Here is an 18,504-nt window from a genome sequence, read left to right as displayed (position 1 = left end):
AGCCATGTCTCAGCCGAAGAACACCTCCGCCTCGGTGTAGAGCTCCTCGGGGACCAGCTTGAGCTGACGGGTCGCCTCCGTCAGCGGTACCCGCTCGATCCGGGTTCCGCGCAGAGCGACCATCGTGCCCCAGGCGCCGTCATACACGGCGTCAATGGCATGCAGGCCGAAACGGGTCGCAAGCCAGCGGTCGAACGCCGTTGGTGTACCGCCCCGCTGCACATGGCCGAGTACGGTGGCGCGGGACTCGCGCCCGGTACGGCCACGGATCTCGGTCTCTAGGACGGACGCGATTCCCTGCAGCCGGACATGTCCAAAGGCATCAAGTTCGCCCTCCTTGACCACCAGGCTGCCGGCCACCGGGCTCGCGCCCTCGGCCACCACGATGATCGGCGCATAGTGCGAGGCAAAACGGTGCTCGACGAAGGCGCAGACCTTGTCGATGTCGAACGGCCGTTCCGGGATGAGGATCACGTTGGCGCCGGCCGCCATCCCGCTGTGCAGGGCGATCCAGCCGGCGTGCCTGCCCATGACCTCGACGATGAGGACCCGGTGGTGGCTCTCGGCGGTGGTGTGCAGCCGGTCGATGGCCTCCATCGCGATGTTCACCGCCGTATCGAACCCGAAGGTGTAATCGGTGGCCGACAGATCGTTGTCGATGGTCTTGGGAACCCCGACAATCGGAATGCCCTCGGCGTGCAGCCGGGCGGCGACGCCGAGGGTGTCCTCGCCCCCGACGGCGACAAGGGCGTCGATCCCCAGGCTGTTGATTGTCTGCCGGATGCGATCCGCCCCGTCATTCACCTTGTAGGGATTTGTGCGGCTGGAACCGAGAATCGTCCCACCGCGCGGAAGAATCCCCCGGACCGCAGCTACGCCAAGCGGCACCGTCGAATTTTCCAGAAGACCGCGCCAGCCGTCCCGGAAACCCACGAAAGAATATCCATAGATATCCGCTCCCTTACGGACAACCGCCCGTATGACCGCGTTCAGTCCTGGGCAGTCCCCACCGCCTGTCAGTACGCCGACCCGCACGACCGCACCCCTTTTCGCCGCCTTGACGCCTTGACGACTTGCCTTGATGACCCGCATCGAGCCCATCAGGGCGGAGCGTAGTCGTGGCGGAGCGTTCCAGGAACAGAACCGGCATCCGTGGCGCGAAAATCCGGTTGAACAAAAACCAAAAGATCATAGTTCCGCTCGCACGGCCGGGCCGGCGGCCCGGAAGAACCGCCGGAAGAGGCGCTCCTATCCGGCGGCTTCCGCGGCTTCCGCGGCTTCCGCGGCCAACGATGACGCGGCTGCCCGCAACGGCGCCAGCACACGCCAGCGGGCCAGGTTGTGCCGGGCGTCGGCGAGGGCGTCATGGGCGTCGTGGGGCGGCCGCGGCAGCGGTGGCCGGCCGACCTCCTCCCAGAGCTGGCGCAGGTCACGGGTGAACCGGGGGAAAGGACGGGGAAGATCGGTCATTGTGCCGAAAAGCTGACAAAGCACCACATGGTCATAAGCGGCGTACCAGGCCCACAGCTCCGGCGGCCCGTCGACACCGAGGAACTCGGCGATGTCCGAACGGATCCGCGACCGCGACCGCCAGCACGGATCGGCCGGCGGCGGAAGTTTGTCCAGCACGTTGCGCCGCACCCACGGCACCGCGAAGGCTGGATCGAACTCAGTGGACACAGCGTAGTATTCTCTGGCGCCGTCCTCACTGACGATCCCGATGCTCACCAGATCCAGCCAGTGGTGGCCGGCTTCGGAACGTTCGATGAACTCGGTGTCATAAAGATATCGGGTGCCCACCCGTCCAGTTTGCCTGCCCACGTCAGGGAAAGCGCCGGCTGCCGGCGACAGCCGCCCGTCCGCCGCGGCCGCGGCCGCGGCGCATTCTCCACCGCAGACCGCCCAGGACCGACGCCATTCCCACGGCGCCAGCCAGCGGCAGTGCCCACAGCGCCATGCCGCCAGTCTGGCCGCCTCCCGTGCCGCCAGCCTGGCCGGTGGCACGGGAGGCGGCTCTGTCCGTCCGCATGGCGCCGTCCACGGCCTGCCCTCCGGCGGGAGGCGCCGTTGGCCGCGCGGTGACCCCTGGGCAGGGGTCACCAGCCACCGGCGCGGCCACCGGTGGTTCCCGCCCGGCGGCCGCGGGTTCGACCCTGACGTCCACCCGGGCGGCTCGGGCATCGGTGACCAGGCAGAGCACACCCGCGCCGGGAGCGGACACCACCGTCGCCCCGTTCGCCCGGACCACGTAACCGTCAGGGTAGACGCGCGTGGGAACACGGATCTGGGTCGCGGCCCCACCGCTGAAGGCACCTCCGCCGGCCGGCACCGGTACGTAGGACAGTGTCAGCAGCCGCCCCGACGGACTGTAGGTGAAGCCGACCGGTACACCGGCCACCGCGGCCGGATAGGGCCTGGCGACGGCACCGAGCGTGGTGTCGTTCAGCGGCCGGTCGAAGAACCATCCGAGCTGGGTCGCGTCGGCGGCCGACACCAGCCGCAGCACGGTCGCGGGATCGCCGGCGGCCCACCCGACCAGCAGCGCGGCCTCGTCGTTGGTCACGACACTCGCGGCCGCGTCGAACGGGGCGATGCTCTGCCGCCACAGCAGATGGTGGGCATCGGTGTCCCGGACCGCTCCGTTGAGCGCGGGTGAACCGGCCGGGGCAACGAGCTCGAAGCCGACCAGCCCGGCGACATCGTGGAAGCGGCCAGCCACCCGCCGTAGGCCAGCGGCGAATGCCTCATCACCGGCTCGCACCGCGGCGGCGGTCGGCACAATCTGGATCATGACTCGCAGTCCCCGACCGACGACGGCATCGACAGCCGTGGCAAGCTGCTCAAGCCCGGGATCGGAGCCATCGGCGGCCGCCCGAGCCGGCATGCCAGCGTGGCTGGAACTGCTGGAACTGCTGGAACTGCCAGCGAACGTCCCGTCGGTGTCCATCCGCACGCCGATACTCACCGCGTTGAAGCCCTCGGCCGCCCACTGCCCAGCGGTGGCGGTGTCAACGACAGCCCCTGGAGGGACCGAGGGACCGTGCAGGAACAGCACACGGCCTTCAAGATCAACAATAAAGCGGCCCGCGCGCAGCACGGTGCCGGCGGGCGGGCCACCCGCCGCGATCGCGGTCAGCGCCAGGCCCGTCGGTTCCGCGCCGCGCGCGGGCTGAGCCCCGAGCGCCGAGACAACGCCGGCCGTCGCCGCTACCGTGGTGACAGCCACGGTCACACCCGTTGTGATCAGCCGTCCCAGGCCGCGCCGCCCCGCCGCGAAACGCCCGGTCGGCCGGTGTTCGTTCCAGCGCGGCCTCGGCGCTCTGGGGGCCCCCGATGAGTACACGCCGACCATCCTGCCGTGCCCACCGCGCGAGCCGTCAGCCTGCCTGGCGGGTATCCGTCCCGTCCGCGGCGTCGCGGCTGTCGCGGTCCCCGGCAATCCCGCCATGAGCGCCCGCGGCCCGAGACACCGCGGCAGCCTGGCGATCGTGCGTCCGCCCGGCGGGACCCGGAGTTCCCGTACCCCCGGCCGCCTCGACCGCGGCCTCACGCGCGGCGGCAATCTCAACCTTGGCACGCTGGGCGTACACGTCGACGTACTCCTGGCCTGACAGCACCATAAGCTCGTACATGATCTGGTCAGTCATGGAGCGCAGCACAAAACGATCATCCGCTGTTCCCTCGTACCGGCTGAAGTCGAGGGGACGGCCGATCCGAATACCGACGCGGCGGATCCGGGGAATCACCTTCCCCTGCGGCTGCACCTCGAAAGTACCGATCATCGCGATCGGGATCACTGGAACCTTCGATTCCAGCGCCATCCGAGCGACGCCGATTTTACCACGGTACAGCCGCCCGTCGGGCGACCGGGTGCCCTCCGGATAGATGCCCAGCAGTTTGCCGTGCTGCAACACCCTGACCCCGGTTCGTAGCGCCGCGTCACTCGCGGCCCCGCCGCTGCGGTCAATAGGGAGCTGCCCCGCGCCGCTGAAGAACACCCGCTTGAGCCAGCCCTTGATCCCCGGCGCGGTGAAGTAGTCGCTTTTAGCCAGAAAGGTGACCCGGCGCGGCACGACCAGCGGGAGAAAGAAGTGGTCCGCGAAGGACAGATGATTACCCGCAAGGATGGCGGGACCCCGCTCCGGGATGTTTTCCAGCCCCTCCACCCAGGGCCGCCAGAAGAGTCGCAGGAAGGGGGTGAGAAATGCCTTGACGACCCAGTAAAACACGTCAGCTCCCGGTGTGGTCGTCCACCAAATATTCGCCGGACACACCCGCGCACGGTGGCCGGAATAACCCTATGTATCCCCGCTGGTGGCGTCCACCGGCAGGTGCCGAACCATGCCAGCGTGTCGCCGCCGTCACAAGCGCCTCGCCGCGACCACCTCCGCTGCCTCCCACCCGCGAGCACCGGCTCGGAGCCCATGCACGGGGCCGCCGGCAACGGGCGCGCCGCCTCGAGCGGCACACTGAGCATGGCCTGTCTCTCCCGGGCGTGCGAGCATGCTGCAAAACCGGTTTGCGTGACGATGACGGAGAAGCCATCCGCCCCCACGGGGGGCGAACGGTCCCGCGCATCTGACGAGAGGGCGGAAACCATGGGGAGCGGACCGCGGAGTTCGGTCATGCCGGGCGCTGAGCCCTTCGAGCTCGGCGGTGGTGGCACCGGCGTGCTGCTGGTCCACGGATTCACAGGCACACCGCACAGCATGCGCCCATGGGGCGAGTTCCTCGCGGAGGCCGGCCTGACAGTGTGCTGTCCGCTGCTGCCGGGCCACGGCACCCGCTGGCAGGACATGAACGCCACAACCTGGCAGGACTGGTTCGGCGCGGCGGACGCCGCGTTCACGCGGCTCCGGGAACGCTGCGAGACTGTTTTCGTCATGGGGCTGTCCATGGGTGGAACGCTGACCTTGCGTCTCGCGGAGGTACACGGCTCAGCTGTGGCCGGCGTGGTCACCGTCAACCCGAGTCTCGGCACCGATCGGAAGATTTCAGTACTCGCCCCGCTGCTCTCTCGCATCATACCGGCTGTGCCGGGGGTGGCCAGCGACATCAAAGCCCACGGCGAGCGGGAGATCGCCTATCAGCGCGTGCCGCTGCGGGCCTACGTCTCCCTGTCCCACCTGTGGCGGGTGACAGTCGCGGAACTGGGACGCATCGTGTGCCCCGTGCTGACCTTCCGCAGCCGCGTCGACCACGTCGTCGAGGCCTCGTCCGGGCAGATCCTGCTGGCTGGAGCGGCATCGTGCACCGTCTCCGAACGTGTCCTGGAGGACAGCTATCACGTGGCGACGCTGGACAACGATCGCCAAACAATCTTCGAGGAAAGTCGTGAGTTCATCCGTACCCACGCGCTGCCGCAGGCCCAGGCCTCCGGGCCGCTCTCGGGCTGAGTCATGACCGACATGACACCCGGCGACCGAAAAGATTCCGATCACGGCTCGGGCCAGCGGGCGCGGCATGATGCCGAGGGCAACCGCCGCGACGGGGGCGAGGGTGGCGGCCGGGGCGAGCCGACGGGTGGGCCCGCCCAGACGTACGACGCACGCCAGTGCGGCCCCGCACCCGCGCACGGCACTTCAGACCGGGAGCCGGCACCTGGCGATTTCCCGGCTGACGCGACGGCGGACGACAGTTCCGCGCTCCGGGCGCCAGCGCCGGCCGCTGCCCTGAGCGACAACGCGGCGGAGTGGGACGCGGCGTTCGCCGCGCTGGTCGCCCGCCTGACCGACGGGACAGCTGGCAGCGGGACAGCTGGCAGTGGCCCCACCTACGGCCCCGACTACGTGCCGGCCGCCGATCAGGTGGCGGGCGCTTACGGACAGTCCGATCACTACGAACCACCACCACCGCCGCCGGTACCACGGATGCGTCCTGTCACGCGGTGGGCATTGTGCTCCCTCGCGCTCGGCCTTGGAATCCTGCTCGTACCAGCGGTGGCCGGCATCAGGCAGGGCACGGGTCATGACATTGCCGGAGTCGTGCTTGTGCTGGGCGGAGTCGCCACACTGGTAGCACAGCTGGGGGATCGACCACCCACCGATTCCGACGATGGCGACGACGGCGCGGTCGTCTGAGCCCGGCTCCGGGTGGGCCTCGGCGCCAGAGCTACGGCATGGAAGGGGCTGCTGCGTGCGCTTTCACGAAACGGTCGAGATCCACGGTCACCTGATGGACACCGGGGTTCTCGCTCGTGTGCTCGATGACGTCCTGAGCTACGGGGGCGATTACGAGGTCGAAAGCATTGATCTCGGCAAGAGCCACGACGACGAGTCACACGCAAAGATCATCGTCGGAGCGGATTCAGCGAACCAGCTTTCCCGGATTCTCATGCACATCCAGGTGCATGGTGTCAACAGCGTGAGCTCTGACGAGGTGCTGCTACGGCCTGCCGAGCGCGACGGCGTCTTCCCCGCGGACTTCTACTCGACCAGCAATCTGGAGACCGTGGTCCATCTCGGCGGCCAGTGGGTGCCGGTGGAACATCCCGAGATGGACTGCGGCCTGGTCGTCTCCGGCGGGCGGGTCCGCACCATCCCGGTGTCCGAGGTCCGGGCCGGCAACATGATCGTGTGTGGAGTGTCCGGAGTGAAGACCGTGCTACCGGTCAGCGATCACTCGACCCGCATGTACGGAACCTTCCAGTCCCTGTCGTCGTCAACGACGTCGATGTCACCGCAGTACCAGGCGCTGCTGGTCCGCACGATCGCACGCCAGATCCGCGAGCTCAAGGCCGAGGGCTTCTCAGTCCTGTGGGTGGCCGGGCCGGCGGTCGTGCAGGCCGGCGCGGCTCCCGCCATGGTCGCTCTGGTCGAGGCGGGCTATGTGGACGTGTTGTTCTCCGGGAACGCGTTCGCCGCCCTCGACATCGAGGCGGCCCTCTACGGCACGGCGATCGGCAACGAGTCGGCCCGCGCCCACACCACTGAGCGTGGTCACGAACAGCGCATCCGGACGATCAACACGATCCGGGGCGCTGGTTCGATCACCACGGCGGTTGAGGACGGCATCCTCACCAGCGGGATCATGCATGCGATCGTCAAGGCCAACAAGAAGTTCGTCCTGGTCGGCTCGGTTCGCGATGACGGTCCGCTGCCTGACGTTCATACCGATGTGCTGGCCGGGCAGCGAGCCATGCGAGAGGCCCTGCACGGTGTCGGATTCGCCATGATGATCGCATCGATGCTGCACTCGGTGGCAACCGCGAACATCCTGCCCGCATCCATCCCGGTAGCCTGTGTCGACATCGACCCGAGCAACGTCACCAGGTTGGTCGACCGCGGGTTCGCCCAGGCTGTCGGTGTCGTCACCGACAGCGGCCTGTTCCTGGAACAGCTGGCTCAGGAACTGGTCGCGGACTACCCGTCCCGCTCCGGGACGGGGCCGCTGCCGGGGCCTGCCTGAACGACGGCTGGCACCCCACGGGGCGCGACGGCGGGAACTCAGTGTCGAGCCAGGTCCGCGGCACCGATGATCCCCGCTGGCGGCCCGAGTTCCGCCACGACTATCTCCGCCTCAGGACGGTATTCACGACCTGACAAATTGTTACGAAACTCCGCCCGCACCGAGCCGAGCAGAAGATCCCCTGCTTCCGCCACGCCGCCACCGACAACAAAACGGCCGGGATCAAGGATCGTGGCAAGGCTGGCCAGCCCCCGGCCCAGCCAGCTGCCGACCTCTTCGAAACACTTCACCGCGAGCGGATCGCCCTGCCGGGCGACATCAGTAATCATCGGACCCGTCAGGCAGGTCACATCGCCATCTGTCAGCTCCAGCAGCCGACGGCCGGCCGCGGGCGAAACCATTATCATTTCATGGGCGGTCCGGACCAGTGCGCGGCCGCTCGCGTACTGCTCGAAACATCCCTTGTTCCCGCAGCCGCACGGGTGGCCCCCGGGCACCATCTGCATGTGCCCGATCTCGGCACCGATGCCAGCGTGTCCCCGGTACAGCTTCCCGTCGAGCACGATCCCGCCGCCGATACCGGTCCCCACGGTGACGCACAGCAGGTCGTCATGGCCACGGCCGGCGCCGAACCGGTACTCCCCCCATGCCATCGCGTTCGCGTCGTTTTCGACGATCACCGGCAGCCCGATCCGGGCGCTGACCTCATCCCGCAGCGGTTCGTTCCGCCAGGCGAGGTTCGGCGCGAACAGGACGTGTGACCGTTCACGGTCGATCCAGCCGGCCGCTCCGATACCGACCGCCTCCACCGGACGAGGCGACACAGCGGCGCGCAGGTCATCGACTGCCGCGGCGATCGAGTCGGCCACCTCGGCCGGCTCCTTGGTAGGAGTCGGCCAGCGGACCGAGGCGAGGACCGCCCCGTTCCGGTCGACGACGCCCGCGGCAACCTTGGTTCCGCCGACATCCACACCGATCACCAGACCCGACTCTGGGTGGCTGTGCCCCAAGGCCGTTGCGGCAGTCATTCGACATCGATCCTCTGAACACGCGACCGGGGCCGCGGTCGCTCGGTCGTGCTCTCCTGCCTGTCTGTCCCAGCATGGCTGCCGGCGCTTCCGGGGACGTCGGAGACGGGAGCCGCAAGGGTCGCCCGCAGCGCCGCGGCAAGCGACGTCACGGCGGCGAACAGATGTACCGCCACCTCCGGCCGACCGGCGGCGACAGTCGCGACGAGCCGACACACCGGACACGCCTGGCAGGCCACGATCTGCGCCCCACCAGATCGATCGTCCTGCTGGCCCGCTGGAAAACCGGTATGGGCCTGGCTGCCGTCGCAGCCCGCGGTCCGCCCGAAAAACGGTCCGGTGCCGAATCCCGCCGCCGCACCATCATGATTATGATCCGCACCGCCCGCACCGCCCGCACCGCCCGCACCGGCGTGCGCCGCCGGCTCGGCAAGCAGGTCGCGCAGAGCCGCGGCCAGCAGGGCTGCCTCCCGCGCCAGCGGCCCAGCCGTGCTACGGGTCATGTGCGTACCCAGAAGTCCGGATTGGGCACAAAAGAGACCACCAGACGATCGTCTCGCAACACCGCGCCACGCACGTCGCAACGACGCAGCGCTGATGGCAGGCTGAACAGCCGTCGTTGCAGTCCGACGGACACCATCAGCTCGTCATCCCCGATCCGTGCAAGGTCGATCTCGGAGCGTTCCACGAACGGCAGGCTCAGCGAGAGCGAGAAGCCATCACCGGTGCGCTCGACGCGCAGCGCTTCGCTGCCGGTCAGTCCGCCACCGCCGAGAACAGCCACGGGGTCCAGGCCCGAGTAGGCGGCGGCGGCAAAAGCCGCCAGCTCCTCCAGACCGATCGGCTCACCAGCGCGGTAGGCCGCGCGCAGGACCGGGATCGGCGCGAAGGACACCTCGACGTCCAGCAGCTGCTCGCGGTGGACGGCCACCCACCCGGCCCGCCAGGCATCGGCACCGGCCTGGGTGTGCACCCGGTTAGCCACCACCGCGTCCACGCCGAAACCGTGCAACGCGAGCGCCGTCAACGCTCCGCGGGTCTGTCCCACCACCACGCTCTCCGGAGTCAGAACGAGCCGCACGCTCGATCGTGACGGGTCCAGGAGCACCTCCCGGACTTCGTTCATGATCTCTCGTAGCCGAGTGACGGCGCCCGTCAGCGGTTCCGTCACGTCGCCGCGCCCGAGTATGCGAGAGGTCGGGCGCAGCAGGTGGGCAATGCGGTAATCCACCGGGATCATCCGGCGCAGGTACCACGACAGCGTCTCGGGAAGCGTCAGCAGGCGCAGCAGCTGCGCGACCGGGCCGGTATCGAGCACGACGACGTCGTAGGCTCCGGACCTGATCTGATCAAGCAGCTGGAGCAGGGTGAGCACCTCCTCGGCACCGGGAAGCGGCATCAGCTCACCGGCGTCGATCGGTTCGGTTCCCGTCGCCTCCCACAGCCGCCCGAAGGAACCGCGAAGCACCTGCCACTGGTCCTCGAACGCCCGCTGGATGTCCACCTGCTGTGCGAACAGGCCGGACTCGATCTCAACAGGAACATCGGCCAGCGGATGATCCAGGACAGCCGCGAGGCCTCGCGCCGGATCCGCCGACATCACCAGCGTCCGGTTACCGCGCTGAGCCGCCAGAGTTGCCGTTGCCGCGGCGACCGTGGTTGTCCCGACGCCTCCCTTGCCGGAAAAGAGCACGCATCGCACGCGCTGTCAGCTCTCGAGATACTTTTTGAGATCCTTCAGCGCGGCGTCGACAACGCCGTTCTGGACCTTGCGCCGGAGCAGGCCAGGAATTTTGATCTTAAGTTCGACGGTCAGGTCGTAGGTGACCTCGGTCTTGCCATCACCAAGATCAAATAGAACATAACTGCCCTCCTGGGCAGTCATGTTGTGCCCCTCGACAAGCGTCCAGCTCACCGACTCGTTACCCGACCAGGTGTACTCGATGACGAATTCTTCCTTCGCCACCATCGCGTTGACCAGGAAGCGGCTCCGGCGAGGACGACCATCCGGCCCGACCTCGATGACCTCGGATCGTTCCACTGGCCCCGACCAGGTCGGATACGCCGCGGTGTCGGCAATCGCAGCCATCACCTCCGCGGGCTCGGCATTGATCGTAAGGGTGGCTCGGGCTTGATCCGCCATCGGTGACAGTGCCTCCACAAACTACCCGGGCATACCCGGCGTCGCTGACATACCGGTTGCCTGACATACCGGCTCTCCAGGTTCTCCAGGCCTCCCGGAACCCGGGAACCCCGACGCGAGAAGATTCACGATCAAGAAGTCTTCCACCCACTGGAAGCCAGGATAATCATCGTGACCGGTCGTCGAGGCTACCGGATGGCCCGCAGGCCCGTCCGACAGCTACCACTCCAGCACGAACGGCGTCCCTCGAGCGTTGAAATGGCCGACGTTCACGCACCGCGTTCGTCCGATCTCAAGAACCTCACGATAGGGCTGATGAACATGCCCAAAAAGCACATACCTGGGCTGAATTTCGTGAATAGCCTCCAGTACCGCCACACTGCCTCGCTCGTAACGCCGAGCAACCGTGTCGTACACGAGTTCGGGCAGGTGCGGCGGAACGTGACAGCACAGTACATCCACCACCCCGACAGCGGCGACCTTCGCGGCATAGATGTCATCGTCGATCTCGCAGGGAGTACGCATCGGAGTGCGCAGCCCCCCGCCCACGAAACCGAAACGCAGCCCGCCGATCTCAGCCACCTCACCGTCCAGGAGCGTGACCCCGTCGCGCAGGTAGTCCTGGTAAAGATGCGGAAGATCCACATTGCCGTAGGTCAGGAAGGTCGGCGCCGGAAAAGCGGCGAACACCTGTTCGTACTGCTTGCGGATCGCCGCTTCAATGATCTCCTGACGGTCGTCGCCCAGCGTCGCCCACAGACCTCGCGACCATTCGCGCGCCTCGTCAAAACGCTGCTCGGTCCTCAGTTTGATCATTTTTCCGACCGCCACCGGGCCGAACAGATCACCCATGATCCCCCGGCTGTGATCGCGGTAGTCCACGTAGAGAATGAGGTCGCCCAGGCAGACGAAGGCGTCCGCGTCCCTTCCCGCCGCGGCAAGCGCGTCGGCACGCCCATGGACGTCACTGACCACGTGTACCCTCATGCGCGGTAAGTCTAGGGACCGTGGGCTTCACAATCATGATGCTGCTCACAGGCCCGCAGACCCGCAGACCCGCCGCCATGACACGCCGGCCACGGGCATGTGCCCGCTCACGGGCTCGGGTCCAGACCGTGGCAAGGCCGCTACCCCGGGGAGGTAAGCAGGTCGTGCAGCCTGGCCGCGAGGATGTCCCAGCGCCACGATACCTCGACCCAGGCACGGCCGGCCGCACCCATCGCCCGCGCGCGCCCAGGATCGGCCAGCAGCCCACCGACAGCGTCGGTGACCCGTGCCAGGTCACCGCCATCGACCACGATGCCGGTCCGGCGGTCGAGCACCGCGTCCGGCGCTCCGCCGCTGCGCCCGGCCACCACCGGCAAACCCGTGGCGGACGCTTCCAGGTAGACAATACCGAGCCCCTCGACCTCCAGCCCCGCCAACCGCGTCCGGCACGGCATGGCGAACACGTCCCCGGCGGCGTAGTGGGCCGGCAGTTCCTCCCAGGGCACGGGACCGGTCATCACCACGTGCTTGTCGACCTCGGCCTCACGGGCGAGACGCGCCAGCGCCACTCGGTGTGCTCCCCCGCCGACCAGCAGAAGCGCGGCTCCGGGTACCCTGCGGCGCCAGGCCGGCAGGGCCTTGATCAACATATCCTGCCCCTTGCGCCGAACCAGCCGGCTCACGCACACGACAACCGGACGATCGGTCAGGCCGTGGCGCTTGCGGATGTCGTCGCGGCCCGCCCCCGGCCGGAAAAGCTCCGTGTCGACACCGCTGGGCAACCTGGCCAGGGCCGGATGGCGGCCGAAGGCCGACGCAAGGCGCACCTTGGTGTAGTCGGTGAGATAGGTCACAGCGTCGACCGACCGCCCGATCCTGCGCAGCACCTGACGGGGGCCTGGCAACGCCGCCCAGCCCACCTCATGGCCGTGCGTGCTCGCGATGATCCTGCGCACCCCTGGATCACGGCGCAGCCCCGTCGCGAGCAGGCCCAGCGGCGCGGCGGCCCCGAACCACACCGCATCGCAGCCGTGTGACCGGGCGACCTCCCGGGCGCGGCGAAGCACATCCGGGGTAGGCAGCATCAGCGAAGTCGGATGGCGCACCACCGGGAACGGCGCGGCCGCGTCGAAGGCGGCCGCCCCCTTCCAGGCGGGCGCGTACACGGTTACCGCTCCGCCGGGAAGACGGCTGGCAAAATTATGTATATAGGCTTGAATCCCACCCGGACGGGGCGGAAAATCGTTGGTCACAACAAGCACCCGCATCAGGCCATACTCCCCTGTTCCATCAACACCGCGGCGGCCGGCTCGAGCCCGGGCGTCCACACCGGTCAGCACCGGTCAGCACCGGTCAGCACCGGTCAGCACCGGCTCACGCGGGCGGTCGCCGGTCCGTCCCGGTCGGGAGCTGAGCACGCAGGTACGACCTCCACCGGGCGACGAAACCGGCCTCCGTGGTGCCCAGGAACCGCTGGAAAGCCCCGGCCAGCCGAGTATTCGGGCCGCCTTCGCCCGACCCCACCTGTCGGTAAAAGCCGATGAGCCCGTCCGTGCCGACCGTGTCCGCGATCAACTTGCAGGCGAGCCACGCCTCCTGGTAACTACGGGGAACCGTCCCATCCGTGGCTGTGAACGCCGCGTCACCCGGCAGCGCGTCAGGCAGCCAGCCAGCCTGGACCTCGACCGCCAGTTCCGGGGCCGCCCGGCGCACGCTCAGGGCCACGCCGGCATGCCCCACCGCTTCGGCAAGACCCTCCACCAACCAGGTGGGGGTACCGGGGCCGGTCACATCCGCACTCGCCAGATGGGTCAACTCATGGCGCAGTACCACCTGGCGGCCCTCGGGGGTAAGCCGTTCATAGACATCGGGATTGATGACCACCCGGGTGGCATCGCCGCCCGGTGCTCCAGCCCCACCCGCCCGCGGGATCACCGCGACCGCAGCCTCGCCGTCCGTGCCCGCGCGGCCCACCCGTGCGCGGAACCCCGCGCTGTCCGCGGGAAGGTCGATCCTGACAGGGGCGGACCATGCCCCGTCCCAGACACCACGCACGTAGCGCAGCGCGTCACCGGCTTCCCGCCGGACCTGAGTAAGCCGTGCGGGTGACACGCCGTAACCCGTGATGGTCAGCTGGTCGGTGGGGCGATGGGCCGCATCGGCCTGGTCCGAAGGAGCGACGGCGACCAACGACGCCCCGACGCCGGCCGCGACCGGCAGGAACACGAGCGCAACCACGATCACAATCGATGACAAGCGCCGCGGCCCTCGTCTCGGCGGTCGCCGCGGACCGCGCAACGATGGCCGGCCCCTCGATGACAAGCGCCATCGGCCAGTGCCGCGGGGCTCAGCCGGCTCGGCGCGCACGTCCGTGTGAGCGTTGCGCGGGCGAGAGGCGTGCCGGCCCGGCAGGGGGTGGTGTGAGCGGCACGGGACGCGGCCACGGGGTCATGCGCGCCAGCAGCCCGGCGTCGGCCAGTAGCGCCAACGCCCGCAGCTCGGTCTCGTCCCAGCCGGCCGCGGGGTCGGACCCGAGCAGGACGTGCAGCGCACAGTCGCCACAGGCGTCCCCGCGAACCGCGCAGGTGCCACAGTCGATCAACATCGTCTCCGCCCCTCCAGCCGATACCGGCCGCCTACGTCACGATTCCCCAGCACCTGCGGCAACACAGGCAACGAGTAGCACTGAGACACAACGTAGCCACGGGGTACGACAAGTTTTCCCAACCGTCCCGACGGTGCTGAGGCCCGGCCGCCCGGTCAGCGCCCAGGCCCGGCGGCTCAGGATCGGTCGAGGCGAGTCAGCAGCGCGGCGGACGGGACCGGCCGGGCACCCGACATCCGGCTCGTTTCCGCCACTTCCCGATCGGAGGTCACCACAGCCACCGGGCGGCCCGCCGGCTCAGCCCGCACCAACCGGATGATCTCCTCGTCGGCAAGCTGACCGGACCGGCTGAACACCACCCGCACCCCGCGGGGCGTGGCCACCCCGACCGGCCGCGCGATCACCGCGGTCGCGTCGAAGACCACCGTGATCTCGCTCTCGGGCGCGCGACCGACCAGCGCGCCGAGCCCTGACAGCAGCCGGGCGCGCTGCGCCTGCAAGGTCAACGAGCCATAACCACGCTTGGTCACATTGTAACCGTCGATAATGAGGTGCACTCCGGGAACCGCTAGGACCTCGTCGACAACCCCGGGATCGTCCTCAGCCAGGCCGCGCACGCCCACCCCGCAGAACGGATCGAACAGTGCCGTGCCATCGTTCTCGCGACCGGCGACATCCGCGGGCCGCCGTACGGCGGTCGGCAGCGAGAGCTCCTTGCGGAAACCGTTCGCGGCGGCCATCAGGGTGTCAAGCAGAACGCGCAGGCGCACGTCCTCCACGGACCTGGCTTCCCGGCTGCCTCGCCGCGCCGCCGCCAGCGCCGCCTCGAGCTCGACGACCCGCTGTCGCAACCGGCGGGTCTCGGTCTCGGCCTCCCGGGCCGCGGCGACCGCGTCGTCGCGACTGCGCTCAGCCCTCTGGATGGTCTCCTGGGCGTCCAGCTCGGCCCGACGCACCCGGTCAGCCGATGATCTCAGCCGCCGACGAGCATCCTCAACCTCGGTCCGGGCCGCCGCCAGCCGGTCACGCAGCTGATCGCTCTCAGCCCTGGAACTGCGCTTCAACGCCTCGAGCCGCTCATGGAGACGTGCGGCGGCATCGGCGGCCTGCGCCGCGCGGGCCGAAGCGGCCGTCTCGGCCAGTTCCTGAGCGGCGGCCTCGACCATCCGCTCCCAGCCGGGCAGGCGCAGGACGTAGGCGACGGCCGCGATCTCCTCGGGTGGGGCCGCTTCGGGCGGTCCCTCGGCTGAGGAAAGTGCCGCGACGAGATCGGGCAGGGCGAGCCGGACCCGCTCGGCCACCCGCCCGCGGAAAACCGCGTCGTTCGCGATCGCGGCGGCCAACGGGGTGGCCCCGAGCCGAGCGCGTCGCGACGGGATGAAGCGCCGGACCGCGATGAGCGCGGCCGGCACATCCTGCTCGGGAATGTCCGCGAGGGTGTCAGCGGCAAACGTGACGACCTGCGCCCGGACGTTGGGCGGGAGTGGCTCGCTCACCCGGACGCCGGCCGAGGCTCACACACCACGCTGTCCACCGCGCCACACCACCGACACCAGACATGCTCGATCTTCTCGTCCACGATGTCCCGTTCCTCCACACGCGGGACACCCGCAAGATCGACATGGACGTAGTCCCGTGACCGTAGCGTTCTCGCCACATCGAAACGGGTCAGATTACCACATATCCCGCACCGCCAGCGGGTATGCGGTCCGGGCAGGTCGACGGGCACGGCGCAGGCTCCGGGGCGCGATGGGAACAACGATGACGCATCAGCGTATAGGGAGCAGGCAGGCCCTTCCGGATCGCCAGCGTTCCGCGCCGGCTCGTCCCAGCGGTGACAAACCGGGGGACGCGGCATCGCGGGGCTGGGGCACGCGCCTCCTGCCGGGCGCGCCAAGCCCAGCTGATCATTTTACGCGGCTGAGCTCGCCCGCCGGCGGCGACCACTAGATCAACGCGGTCCGGATACGGTCAGCCGCGTCATCCAGCGCGGCCGGGTCGGGATTGTGATCAGCTCTGGCAAAGGAAAGCTCGGCCTCAGAATCGATCGCGACGATATGCACGTGGACGTGCGGCACTTCCAGACCGGCCAGCAGCGCGGCCACCTTCCGGGGACGGAACGCCTTGTCCACGGCCCGTCCCACCCGCGCGGCTCCGCTCCACAGCTCCCGCAGCACGTCCGACGGAAGATCAATCCAGTGATCGACCTCCAGCCGCGGGACCACCAGGGTGTGCCCGGGGGTGAGAGGAGCAATCGTCAGAAACGCCACGCAGTGATCGTCCTCATAGACGATCCGCCCGGGCAGCTCACGATTGATGATCCGGGTGAAGACGCTGGCCATACCTGGACACTATCGGTAGGAGGGTCATCGGCACGAGGTGCCGCCCGGGGGCTCCAACCGGTCGGCCCCGCCACCGAGGATGACGAGAAAGCCACCCGCTGAAAGAGAGCCGTCCGCCTTGGCACCCGTCCGCGGCGAAACCCGGCTGCCACCCAAACCCGGCTATGGCACAAAACATGTCCGCGGCAGAACTGTCCGCGGCTACCGATAGCCTGCGCGGACATGAGCCTGTTCTCGCAGGCGCCTGGCGGCGGCCACCAGACCCCGCCGGTGCCCTTCTCGACGCAGCCGTCGCCGCCCACGGCCCGCTCCCAGCCGCGACAGGCCAGTCTCGAGGAGCTGGGCCGGCCCCTGCGGGACGTCACCTTTGTTGTCGTGGACCTCGAGACCACCGGTACCCGCAGCGCCGACAACGAGATCACCGAACTCGGCGCGGTCAAGGTCCGCGGCGGGCAGGTCCTCGCGGAGATGGCGGCCCTCGTGCGGCCGGCCGCGCCGATACCGCCGTTCATCTCGGTCCTGACCGGGATCACCGACGCGATGGTCGCCACCGCGCCGCCCATCGGCGCCGTGCTGCCGGCTTTTCTGGAGTTCGCCCACGGTAGCGTCCTGGTCGCCCACAACGCCCCGTTCGATCTGGGCTTCCTGCGCCAGGCGTGCGTACGCGGCGGCTACCCGGTTCCCGAGTGGGAATACCTGGACACCCTCCGGATCGCCCGGCAGATCCTGACCAGGGATGAATGCCCGGACCGCACACTGGCCTCGCTGGCCCGGCTCTTCCGCGCGGACGCCGAGCCGTGTCACCGGGCTCTCGCGGACGCGCGGGCGACTGTCACCGTCCTGCACGGCCTGTTCGAGCGGCTCGGCAGCCTCGGCGTGACCACGCTGGAGGACGTCCACGGTTTCACCCGGAAGGTCTCCCCGGCGCGGCGGCGCAAACGGCACCTGGCGGACGGGCTGCCGACCGGGCCCGGGGTCTATGTGTTCCGCGATCGCAGCGGCCGGGCGCTGTACATCGGGACATCGCGGTCGGTGCGCGCACGCGTCCGCTCCTACTTCACCGCGAGTGAGCCACGGGCACGGATGACCGAGATGGTGGCGACGGCCGAACGGGTGGACGCGATCGCGTGCGCGCATGCGCTGGAGGCCGAGGTCCGCGAGCTGCGACTGATCGCCGAATACAAGCCTCCGTACAACCGCCGGTCCCGGCATCCGGAGCGGGCGGTCTACCTGCGGATCACCGACGAGCCGTTCCCGCGGCTGGCACGGGTGCGGGCGGTCCGCGATGGCGGGACCTACCTCGGCCCGTTCGCGGGGACCGCCGGGGCCGAGCTCGCCGCGGCCGCGATCCACGCGGCGATTCCACTGCGGCAGTGCACCGCCCGCCTGTCGCCACGGCGTTCGGTGCCGGCCTGCGTACTCGCGGAGCTGGGACGTTGCGGAGCCCCTTGCGACGGCCGGGAAAGCCCGCAGGAGTACGCCCGGCATGTGGAAGCGGCCCGCCGGGCCATCACCACCGACCCGTCTGTGGTCGTTGCCGCCGCGCGGGAACGCATCGACAGCCTCGCCGCCGAAGAACGTTTCGAGGACGCGGCCGTCCAGCGGGACCGGTTGCTCGCGTTCCTGCACGGCGCGCGGCGGCTGCAACGCCTGTCGGCGCTGACCGGCGTGGCCGAGATGGCCGCGGCCTCACCCAGCGGTGACGGTGGCTGGGACATCGCGGTGATCCGTCACGGCAGGCTGGTCGCGGCTACCCGCACCCCGCCGCGAGCGCATCCGCGGCCCTGGGTCGCCGCGGCACAGGCCAGCGCCGAAACCGTGTGCCCGGGGCCAGGGCCCACGCCGTGCGCCAGCGCGGAGGAGACGGAACGGATCCAGCGCTGGCTGTCCGCTCCCGGTGTCCGTCTTGCCGTCCTGGAGGGCGAATGGGCCTCGCCGGCGAACGGAGCCGCCCGGGAGATGTTCCGGTTGGGACAGGGGCTGTGACAGCCG

General features: G+C 69.2%; 19 protein-coding genes. 4 read left to right on the top strand and 15 right to left on the bottom strand.

What is annotated here, in order from left to right:
• Positions 1–9: 9 nt before the first annotated feature.
• From MJ783_RS01405 to MJ783_RS01390, 4 genes are all read right to left on the bottom strand, one after another.
• Positions 10–1,035: a 6-phosphofructokinase gene (locus MJ783_RS01405; RefSeq protein WP_370651403.1), complete on the bottom strand. Its 1,026-nt coding sequence runs from the start codon at positions 1,033–1,035 to the stop codon at positions 10–12.
• 213 nt (positions 1,036–1,248) lie between these two features.
• Positions 1,249–1,800, bottom strand: coding sequence for a polyadenylate-specific 3'-exoribonuclease AS (locus tag MJ783_RS01400; protein WP_239308059.1), 552 nt, complete (start codon positions 1,798–1,800; stop codon positions 1,249–1,251).
• A gap of 22 nt (positions 1,801–1,822) precedes the next feature.
• Complete coding sequence (locus tag MJ783_RS01395) at positions 1,823–3,343, bottom strand: hypothetical protein (RefSeq protein WP_239308058.1); 1,521 nt, start codon at positions 3,341–3,343, stop codon at positions 1,823–1,825.
• 34 nt (positions 3,344–3,377) lie between these two features.
• Positions 3,378–4,229, bottom strand: a complete 852-nt coding sequence (locus MJ783_RS01390) for a 1-acyl-sn-glycerol-3-phosphate acyltransferase (RefSeq protein WP_239308057.1) — start codon at positions 4,227–4,229, stop codon at positions 3,378–3,380.
• 369 nt (positions 4,230–4,598) lie between these two features.
• Between MJ783_RS01390 and MJ783_RS01385 the strand changes: the two genes are divergently transcribed.
• From MJ783_RS01385 to MJ783_RS01375, 3 genes are read left to right on the top strand one after another with little or no spacing between them, the layout of a single operon-like run.
• Positions 4,599–5,396, top strand: coding sequence for an alpha/beta hydrolase (locus tag MJ783_RS01385; RefSeq protein WP_370651401.1), 798 nt, complete (start codon positions 4,599–4,601; stop codon positions 5,394–5,396).
• A gap of 3 nt (positions 5,397–5,399) precedes the next feature.
• On the top strand, positions 5,400–6,080 hold the full coding sequence (locus tag MJ783_RS01380; protein WP_239308055.1) for a hypothetical protein: 681 nt from the start codon (positions 5,400–5,402) through the stop codon (positions 6,078–6,080).
• Positions 6,081–6,135: 55 nt separating this feature from the next.
• Positions 6,136–7,407 carry a TIGR00300 family protein gene (locus tag MJ783_RS01375; RefSeq protein WP_239308054.1) on the top strand — a complete coding sequence of 424 codons (1,272 nt, stop codon included), beginning with the start codon at positions 6,136–6,138 and terminating at the stop codon, positions 7,405–7,407.
• A 38-nt stretch (positions 7,408–7,445) separates the two neighbouring features.
• On the opposite strand, the gene MJ783_RS01370 is transcribed toward MJ783_RS01375, so the two are convergent.
• The 11 genes from MJ783_RS01370 to MJ783_RS01320 form a co-directional block, all read right to left on the bottom strand.
• Complete coding sequence (locus MJ783_RS01370) at positions 7,446–8,435, bottom strand: ROK family glucokinase (protein WP_239308053.1); 990 nt, start codon at positions 8,433–8,435, stop codon at positions 7,446–7,448.
• Positions 8,432–8,938, bottom strand: a complete 507-nt coding sequence (locus tag MJ783_RS01365; RefSeq protein ID WP_239308052.1) for a hypothetical protein — start codon at positions 8,936–8,938, stop codon at positions 8,432–8,434. The genes MJ783_RS01370 and MJ783_RS01365 overlap by 4 nt, the downstream gene beginning before the upstream one ends.
• Positions 8,935–10,137 carry an ArsA family ATPase gene (locus tag MJ783_RS01360; RefSeq protein ID WP_239308051.1) on the bottom strand — a complete coding sequence of 401 codons (1,203 nt, stop codon included), beginning with the start codon at positions 10,135–10,137 and terminating at the stop codon, positions 8,935–8,937. Before MJ783_RS01360 ends, MJ783_RS01365 begins: the two co-directional genes overlap by 4 nt.
• A gap of 6 nt (positions 10,138–10,143) precedes the next feature.
• Positions 10,144–10,578, bottom strand: a complete 435-nt coding sequence (locus MJ783_RS01355) for an SRPBCC family protein (RefSeq protein WP_239308050.1) — start codon at positions 10,576–10,578, stop codon at positions 10,144–10,146.
• A gap of 219 nt (positions 10,579–10,797) precedes the next feature.
• Positions 10,798–11,565 (bottom strand): metallophosphoesterase, encoded by a 768-nt coding sequence (locus MJ783_RS01350; protein ID WP_239347165.1) that lies wholly within the window; start codon positions 11,563–11,565, stop codon positions 10,798–10,800.
• Positions 11,566–11,705: 140 nt separating this feature from the next.
• Positions 11,706–12,833, bottom strand: a complete 1,128-nt coding sequence (locus MJ783_RS01345; protein ID WP_305039371.1) for a glycosyltransferase family 4 protein — start codon at positions 12,831–12,833, stop codon at positions 11,706–11,708.
• Between the two features lie 106 nt (positions 12,834–12,939).
• Entirely contained in the window at positions 12,940–13,821 is an 882-nt protein-coding gene (locus MJ783_RS01340) for a hypothetical protein (protein ID WP_239308048.1), read from the bottom strand.
• A gap of 91 nt (positions 13,822–13,912) precedes the next feature.
• The gene (locus MJ783_RS01335) at positions 13,913–14,170 is read right to left on the bottom strand and encodes a hypothetical protein (RefSeq protein WP_239308047.1); all 258 of its coding nucleotides are present in this window, start codon (positions 14,168–14,170) and stop codon (positions 13,913–13,915) included.
• A 176-nt stretch (positions 14,171–14,346) separates the two neighbouring features.
• Complete coding sequence (locus tag MJ783_RS01330) at positions 14,347–15,666, bottom strand: NYN domain-containing protein (RefSeq protein ID WP_239308046.1); 1,320 nt, start codon at positions 15,664–15,666, stop codon at positions 14,347–14,349.
• Entirely contained in the window at positions 15,663–15,899 is a 237-nt protein-coding gene (locus tag MJ783_RS01325; protein ID WP_239308045.1) for a hypothetical protein, read from the bottom strand. The genes MJ783_RS01330 and MJ783_RS01325 overlap by 4 nt, the downstream gene beginning before the upstream one ends.
• Before the next feature lie 217 nt (positions 15,900–16,116).
• Positions 16,117–16,512, bottom strand: a complete 396-nt coding sequence (locus MJ783_RS01320; protein WP_239308044.1) for an HIT family protein — start codon at positions 16,510–16,512, stop codon at positions 16,117–16,119.
• Positions 16,513–16,734: 222 nt separating this feature from the next.
• Between MJ783_RS01320 and MJ783_RS01315 the strand changes: the two genes are divergently transcribed.
• Positions 16,735–18,498, top strand: coding sequence for a DEDD exonuclease domain-containing protein (locus tag MJ783_RS01315; protein WP_239308043.1), 1,764 nt, complete (start codon positions 16,735–16,737; stop codon positions 18,496–18,498).
• Positions 18,499–18,504: the final 6 nt, after the last annotated feature.

The sequence above is a fragment of the Protofrankia sp. Cj3 genome, from assembly GCF_917627355.1.
GTDB lineage: Bacteria > Actinomycetota > Actinomycetes > Frankiales > Frankiaceae > Protofrankia.
Note: the sequence above shows the minus strand (reverse complement) of the source record. Positions and strands in the feature narration are given on the sequence as shown.